The organism is Streptomyces coryli (assembly GCF_011044975.1).
Classification (GTDB): Bacteria; Actinomycetota; Actinomycetes; order Streptomycetales; family Streptomycetaceae; genus Streptomyces; species Streptomyces coryli.
Genome location: NZ_JAAKZV010000323.1, coordinates 1 through 7559 on the forward strand (window position 1 = coordinate 1; position 7559 = coordinate 7559).

A 7559-nucleotide genomic window follows, 5' to 3' on the forward strand; every position below is an offset into this window, starting at 1 on the left:
GCGGGTGGGTGGGTACAGCCGTCAGTCGTCCGTGCCCACCAGGACCCGGTTTGACCTGGTCGTGGCGGGCCCCGTAATCTAGAGCGTCGGTGTGTGAACAGCGCATGCCGATTGCTTCTGAGCCACCTTCCCTCCCGGCCCCCGGCCAGGAGAGGCCGCTCAGGGTCAGTCGGGCCATCGGCCCGCCCGGCTCCGAGGGCTAGCGTCAGAGGCTCCACCGCGAGCAAGAGAGAGAGTTCCGCGTGTACGCGATCGTGCGCACCGGCGGCCGTCAGCAGAAGGTTTCTGTTGGCGACGTCATCGAGGTTGACCGTCTTTCCACCACCAAGCCCGGCGACAGCGTCGAGCTCTCCACCCTGCTCGTCGTGGACGGCGAGTCGGTTACGAGCGACCCGTGGGTGCTGGACGGCGTGAAGGTCACGGCCGAGGTCGTCGACCACCACAAGGGCGACAAGATCCGCATCCAGAAGTACAAGAACAAGACCGGTTACAAGAAGCGGATCGGTCACCGCCAGCTGCACACCGCTCTGAAGATCACCGGCATCCCCTCGCCGGCCGCGAAGTAAGGACTGAGGAGACATGGCACACAAGAAGGGCGCATCGTCCACCCGGAACGGTCGCGACTCCAAGCCCCAGTACCTTGGCGTGAAGCGCTTCGGCGGCCAGGTCGTCAGGGCCGGTGAAATCATCGTCCGCCAGCGCGGCACCCACTTCCACCCGGGCGCCGGCGTCGGCCGTGGCAAGGACGACACGCTGTTCGCGCTGGACGCGGGCGCCGTGGAGTTCGGCACCGCGCGCGGCCGCAAGGTCGTGAACGTGGTTCCGGCCGCTGCCGAATAAGGCAGCCCCACCACTTAGCACCACGCGAGGGCGGATCGCGCTTCCCGGGCTCCAGGGCTACGGGAAGCGGGTCCGCCCTCGTCGTGTTACGTCTTAGAGCATTCCGTACGTATCGGAGGACACCCGAAAATGACCACCTTCGTCGACCGCGTCGAGCTCCACGTCGCCGCGGGCAACGGCGGGCATGGCTGCGCCTCCGTGCACCGGGAGAAGTTCAAGCCGCTGGGCGGCCCCGACGGGGGCAACGGCGGCCGCGGCGGGGATGTCATCCTCGTCGTCGACCAGGACGTCACCACGCTGCTCGAATACCACCACTCGCCGCACCGCAAGGCCACCAACGGCAAGCCGGGCGAGGGCGGCCACCGCGCGGGGGCGGACGGCAAGGACCTCGTCCTGCCGGTCCCCGACGGCACCGTCATCCTCGGCAAGGACGGCGAGGTCATCGCCGACCTGGTCGGGCAGGGCACCACCTACGTCGCCGCCCAGGGCGGCCGCGGCGGCCTCGGCAATGCGGCCCTGTCCTCCGCCCGCCGCAAGGCCCCCGGCTTCGCGCTGCTGGGCGAGCCGGGGCGGACCGACGACGTCGTCCTGGAGCTGAAGACCGTCGCGGACGTGGCCCTCGTCGGCTACCCGAGCGCCGGCAAGTCGTCCCTCATCTCCGTGCTCTCGGCCGCCAAGCCGAAGATCGCGGACTATCCCTTCACCACCCTCGTCCCCAACCTCGGGGTGGTGACCGCGGGCGCCGTTACGTACACCATCGCGGACGTCCCCGGGCTGATCCCGGGGGCCAGCCAGGGCAAGGGGCTCGGGCTCGAGTTCCTGCGGCATGTCGAGCGCTGCTCGGTGCTCGTGCACGTGCTGGACACCGCCACGCTGGAGACCGAGCGCGACCCGGTCAGCGACCTGGACATCATCGAGTCGGAGCTGGCCGAGTACGGGGGGCTGGAGGGCCGGCCGCGGGTGGTCGTGCTCAACAAGATCGACATCCCGGACGGCAAGGATCTCGCCGACATGGTCCGGCCGGACCTGGAGGCCCGCGGGTACCACGTCTACGAGGTGTCGGCCGTATCCCGGGAAGGGCTGCGTGAGCTGTCCTTCGCGCTGGCCAAGCTCGTCGACGAGGCGCGCGCCGCCAAGCCGAAGGAGGAGGCGACGCGGATCGTCATCCGGCCGCAGGCGGTGGACGACGCCGGCTTCACGGTGAAGCAGGAGGGCGAGGTCTTCCGCGTACGGGGCGAGAAGCCGGAGCGCTGGGTGCGGCAGACGGACTTCTCCAACGACGAGGCCGTGGGCTACCTGGCGGACCGGCTGAACCGCCTGGGCGTCGAGGACCAGCTCAAGAAGGCCGGCGCCCGGCCCGGCGACGCGGTCGCCATCGGCCCAGGCGACGACGCCGTCGTCTTCGACTGGGAGCCGACGATGGCCACCGGCGCCGAGATGCTTGGCCGCCGCGGCGAGGACAACCGCTTCGACACCCCCCGCCCCGCCGCCCAGCGCCGCAAGGACCGCGAGGCGGAGCAGGCGGACGAGGAGTACAACGACTTCGACCCGTTCGGGGCCGACGGGCCCGTATAGGGCGCTCTACGGGCCCGCTCTACGGGCCCGCCGCCCGGTCAGCCGAGGTAGCCGTCCGGGCGGACCAGCAGCTCGAGTCCGTCCCGCGCGTCGTAGAACGCGAAGGCCTCCGGTGAGACGTAGCCGTCCGGGCGGCCCGCGGGGCGGAAGAGATCGACCGCGTGCGGGTGCGCGGACGGTGCCGTCGGCGTGAAGCGGAGCAGTGTCTCGTGCGGGCCGCGGAAGAGGTCGAAGAGGCGGAGCCGGGTGCCGTCGGCCCGTAGCAGCGGGGAGTCCGGGGCCCGGTCGCCGGTGGTGATGCGGGCCGGGTCGGACGGGTCGCGGTAGGAGATGTCGAGCTGGCGGGTGTTCTCGCCGCGCTCCAGCGCCGACTCGTCGCCGTCCAGGTGCTTGTGCAGCAGCTCCGTGCTGATGCCGAGGACCCGCTGCGCGTTGGTGCGGCGCTCGGTCTCGTACGCGGCGAGCACCGGCTCGCGGCCGTCGGCGAGCCGCCACCCGAGGTTGTACGCGTCCTGGACGCCGGTGTTGAGGCCCTGGCCGCCGGTCGGCGGGTGCACGTGGGCCGCGTCGCCGGCGAGGAACACCCGGCCGCTGCGGAACCGCTCCGCGAGCCGCACATTGGACCGCCACACGGTCGACCAGGTGAGGTGGTGCAGGGTGGCGGCGCCGGGGCCCGCATACTCGTCGACCAGCGCCTGCAGCGTCGCCAGATCGGCCTCGAGGCCGTCGCGGACCAGCGGCGCGGCGAACTGGAACTGGTCGCCGCCGGACAGCGGGGTGAGAGCGATGCCCTCCATCGGGTTGCTCTCCTTCGCGAACCAGTAGCCGAAGGCGTGATCGAGCCCCGCCGCGGACACATCGCCGACGAGCATCCTGATCGACTCGTCCGTGACCCCCTCGAAGGCGATCCCGAGCGCCTTGCGGACGGTGCTGCGGCCGCCGTCGGCACCCACCAGATAGTCCGCGACCACGGTCTCGCCGGTGGCGAGCGTCGCCGTGACCGCGTCCCCGTTCTGCGTAAAGCCGAGCAGCTCGGTGCCGGACTCCACCTTCACGCCGTACTCGGCGAGCTTGTCCCGGAGGATCGCCTCGGTGCGGGACTGGCCGAGCATCCGGCCGTTCGGATACGGGCGGTCCGGCGTCGCGGCGACCTCCTCGTGCAGATGCCGGATGCCGAAGTCCGCGCCGCCGATCCGGATCTTCATCGGCGGGGCGGCGAGGCTCTGCGCCAGCACCTGGTCGAGCACGCCGAGGTCCTCGAAGACCTCCAGGGTGCGGGGCTGGATGCCGTCGCCGCGGGAGCCGGCGAAGTATTCCGTCGCTTTGTCGACGATCCGGGTGTTGATCCCGCGACGGGCCAGGTCGATCGCCAGGGTGAGGCCGGTGGGGCCGGCTCCTGCGATGAGGACGGTCATCATGCCTCCGGTTGGATGAATTTAGATTCAGTGAATTAGGATTCATCTTGTGCCCGGATAGAGTTCGCTGTCAAGACGGGAGGTGTACGGGTGGCCACGAAGCGCAGGCAGCAAGCGGCGGAGACCGAGGCCGCGCTGAAGGAGGCCGCCCGGCGGGTGTTCGCCGAGCGCGGCTATCTGAACACCAAGATCACCGACATCACCGCGGCGGCCGGGCGGGCGACAGGGTCGTTCTACCGGCACTTCGCCGGCAAGGAAGAGCTGCTCGAGGCGCTGCTCAGGGACCTGCTCGCCGCGGCCGACGACGAGGTGGTCGAGCGCGCCGGGCACGAGGCGGACTTCAGCAAGATCGAGGCGATCCGCTGGCACGTCGAGGCGGGCTGGCGGTTCTACAAGGCGCACCTGCCGGAGATGGTGGCCGTGAAGCAGGCCGCCATGCTCGACCCCGAGCTGGGCCGCCGGCTGCAGCGGATCATGGCCGCGGACGACGCGGACCTGATCGGCCACCTGGACGCGCTGCCGGAGCCCAAGCCGGACCCGCTGCTGCAGATCTCCGCCTTCAACGCGCTGCTCGACGGCTTCGCGTACACCTGGCTGGTGGTGAACCCGGCCGACGGCCGCACCATCTCCGACGACGAGGCGATCGACCTGCTCACCAACCTGCTGCACCACGGCCTGGCGGGCAAGCCGTAGCAACGCGGCGGCCCCCCGGCAGCAGCAGCTGCCGGGGGGCCGTTTCGTGCGTCAGCGGGCGCGGATCAGACCTCCGCGGGCTCCGCCGGCTCCAGTTCGAGCTCCTCCGCCGCGTCGGCGCGCTCCTCGCCGCGCTGGCTCGGGACGTCGCTCTCGCCGCGGAGTTCCATGCGGCGGGCGCGCTCCTCCGCCTTGTCGCGGAGCGCGAGTGCCGCCGCGTCGAAGCGGACCAGGGAGGGCGGGTCCGAGGGGCCCAGCAGGTGCTCCTTGAGCTCCGTACGGGCCTGGACGAGCACGTCCAGCGACGGGTCGCGGACGTACGCCAGCAGGTCGCCGACCTGCTTCGCGTCGGGCGTCAGGATCGTGGCGGCCCGTACCGTCGGGAACTCCGCGATGAAGTCGGCCTCCGGCTTGCCGCTGGTGTTGGCGACGGCGTAGGGCTTCTCGCTGGACAGGTAGTCCGAGATCACCGACGACACGTCCGCGATCAGCACGTCCGCCTCGTTGTAGCAGGAGAAGACGCCGGGGCGCGGGCCCACGACGACCTGGTGCTCCCACTCCGGGACGGAGGCCCAGAAGGCGGCCTCCCAGGCGTCCACGGCGGCCTGGATGGCCTCCGCGCGGCCCTCCTCGACGGTGGACTGCAGCAGCATCCGCTCGACCTCGTCGGCGCCCTTGCGGAAGCCGGTCGCGGTCAGGTGCTCGAGCTCGGCGGTGGCCTTCTCCAGCGCGGCCGCGGTCTCCGGGCCCGGGCGGGCGCCGGAGCGCTGCGCCGCGGCCTCGGTGATCATGGCGCGCATCCGCTGGTCGGCCTCGCCGGCCCGCTTGTCGACCGAGCCGGTCATCGGGTGCGGCTTGTAGATGAGGCGGACCTTCGGGTCGGCGAGCAGCTCGCGGACGATGTTCTCGCCGGCCAGCACCACCGAGGTGTTGCCCGGGTTGCCGTCCCAGCCTTCCCAGGTGGGGGCGTAGAGCACGGTCGTGTAGCCGTCCTTGGCCGGGGGGCCCGCGTACGGCTTGATCGGCGCCAGCTGCGGGCGGCCGACCTCCACGACGTCCTTGTCCTCGACGCCGACGTCGGCGAGCTGGTAGCGGTCGCGGGCCGCGGGCCCGGCCACCCAGACCTCGTCGTAGGCCTTGGCGTAGGGGTTGCAGGACGACAGCTTGTCGCTCTCGCCGTGGTTGGTGAAGGCGTGCTTGATCGACGGGATGCGCAGGACCTGCGAGGTCTTGCCGGAGTTCGCCGGGTGCAGCAGCACCTTCAGGGTGGAGTGCTCCAGCATCATCAGGTCGGCGACCTTGGGGATGCAGACGATCGGGACCTCGGTGGCCTCGATCTTCTGCACCATGAAGCGCTCGCGCAGGATGATGACGGGCTTGCCGTCCAGGGCGGCCAGCGTGGAGAGCCACATGTTCGCCTGGTACGCGGACGAGGCGCCGCCGGAGAAGTACATGCCGACGGTCGGCCGGTACTCGTCCAGCCAGCTCTTCAGCCACTCGCGGACCTTGTCGTCGGACGCGGTGCGCTTGGCCGGCAGCAGCCAGGTGGCCAGGTACACGGCGCCGCCCAGGGACAGCGCCAGGGCCAGGCCCAGGCCGATGTCGCCCCACACGGCGTCGCGGGTGGCGGTGGTCAGCAGCAGGCCGATGGTGGCCGGCACGGAGACGTAGAGCAGGCGGTGGCTCGGGCGGCGGGCGAGGATTCGCGGCGGGCCCGCGGTCAGGCCGAGCGCGGACGCGTCGATGTTACGGGTGACGATCGGCAGCTGGCGGGTGCGGCGGACCAGCACGGCCAGCGCCTGGCTGGCGAAGTGGGTGCCGTACAGAACGAGCAGCATCACCGTGATCGGCGACTGCTCCTGCAGCGGAGCGATGCCGTCGATCTGGAAGAGGCCGAGCAGGATGAACATGTCGCGCAGCAGCTGGCGCGTCTGTACGTCGAAGCGCACCTTGCTGAGCAGGGAGAGCAGGCCGGGCTGCTTGTGCTGGAGGTACAGATCCAGCGCGAGGCCCGCTGCTGATGCGGTGATCAGCATCGGCACGCTGGGCAGCAGGGCGCCGACGAGCTGCACGGCGAAGGCCGCTAGCAGCGCGAACAGCGCCGAGAGCTGCACGGCTCGGCGGTTGAGGATTCCGGCGATCTGCACGGGGGGTAGCTCCTGGCAGGAAGGGGGGTCGGACAGTGCCGGGACTGCGTCTGAAACCGCCCCGGCGGGGGCTGCGGTGCAAGATTGACCCCTGACCGTATGACGGCCACAGCCCTGGAGACAATCTTCCGCCGTCGGGACCCCGCTAAATAGGGTCAAAGGTACTTTTGTCGTTGACGCCGGTCTTAGTGCCGTCCGTACGGTGAAACGCGGGGGCGGGCGAGGACGTGCCTGCCGTAGATTTGCGGCCATGGCAGGTGTACGACGCAAGGATGTGGCCGAGGCCCGCAGGGTCGTGGTGAAGGTGGGGTCCTCCTCGCTCACCACGGCGGCCGGCGGCCTGGACGCGGACCGGGTGGATGCCCTGGTGGACGTCCTGGCCAAGCACGGCGAGCGGGAGATCATCCTGGTGTCGTCGGGGGCCATCGCGGCCGGTCTGGCGCCGCTGGGTCTTTCGCGGCGGCCTCGCGACCTGGCCCGGCAGCAGGCGGCCGCCTCGGTGGGGCAGGGGCTGCTGGTGGCCCGCTACACAGCGTCGTACGCCCGTTACGGACGGCGAGTCGGGCAGGTGCTGCTGACCTCGGACGACATGGCGCGGCGCGCGCACTACCGGAACGCGTACCGGACGCTGGAGCAGCTGCTCGCGATGGGCGCGGTGCCGGTGGTGAACGAGAACGACACGGTCGCGACGGATGAGATCCGCTTCGGCGACAACGACCGGCTGGCGGCGCTGGTGGCTCATCTCGTACGGGCCGATCTGCTGGTGCTGCTGTCGGATGTGGACGGTCTTTATGACGGGCATCCGGAGAGTGCGGGGACGTCGCGGATCGAGGAGGTCCGGGATCACGCGGAGCTCGACGGGGTCGAGATCGGGAGCGTGGGGCGGGGC

Annotated in this window: 7 protein-coding genes; 5 read left to right on the plus strand and 2 right to left on the minus strand. The window is 70.9% G+C overall.

The genetic code is table 11. The features are described 5' to 3' along the window. Positions 1–242: 242 nt before the first annotated feature. The 3 genes from rplU (at position 243) to obgE (ending at position 2415) form a co-directional block, all read left to right on the plus strand. The gene (rplU, locus tag G5C51_RS37930) at positions 243–566 is read left to right on the plus strand and encodes a 50S ribosomal protein L21 (RefSeq protein WP_165244776.1); all 324 of its coding nucleotides are present in this window, start codon (positions 243–245) and stop codon (positions 564–566) included. A 13-nt stretch (positions 567–579) separates the two neighbouring features. Next, a complete protein-coding gene (rpmA, locus tag G5C51_RS37935; RefSeq protein WP_165244778.1) occupies positions 580–840 on the plus strand; it encodes a 50S ribosomal protein L27 in 261 nt (86 codons plus the stop codon). Between the two features lie 129 nt (positions 841–969). Continuing rightward, positions 970–2415 (plus strand): GTPase ObgE, encoded by a 1446-nt coding sequence (obgE, locus tag G5C51_RS37940; RefSeq protein ID WP_165244780.1) that lies wholly within the window; start codon positions 970–972, stop codon positions 2413–2415. Between the two features lie 38 nt (positions 2416–2453). On the opposite strand, the gene G5C51_RS37945 is transcribed toward obgE, so the two are convergent. After that, positions 2454–3830, minus strand: a complete 1377-nt coding sequence (locus G5C51_RS37945) for an FAD-dependent monooxygenase (protein WP_206314760.1) — start codon at positions 3828–3830, stop codon at positions 2454–2456. Positions 3831–3920: 90 nt separating this feature from the next. Here G5C51_RS37945 and G5C51_RS37950 point away from each other — a divergent pair, with 90 nt between their 5' ends. Continuing rightward, positions 3921–4523: a TetR family transcriptional regulator gene (locus G5C51_RS37950; protein ID WP_165244784.1), complete on the plus strand. Its 603-nt coding sequence runs from the start codon at positions 3921–3923 to the stop codon at positions 4521–4523. A gap of 65 nt (positions 4524–4588) precedes the next feature. On the opposite strand, the gene G5C51_RS37955 is transcribed toward G5C51_RS37950, so the two are convergent. Then, positions 4589–6670, minus strand: coding sequence for a hypothetical protein (locus G5C51_RS37955; protein ID WP_165244786.1), 2082 nt, complete (start codon positions 6668–6670; stop codon positions 4589–4591). Between the two features lie 250 nt (positions 6671–6920). Here G5C51_RS37955 and proB point away from each other — a divergent pair. Further along, a partial coding sequence (gene proB / locus G5C51_RS37960; protein WP_165244788.1) for a glutamate 5-kinase occupies positions 6921–7559 on the plus strand: 639 nt, incomplete at its 3' end.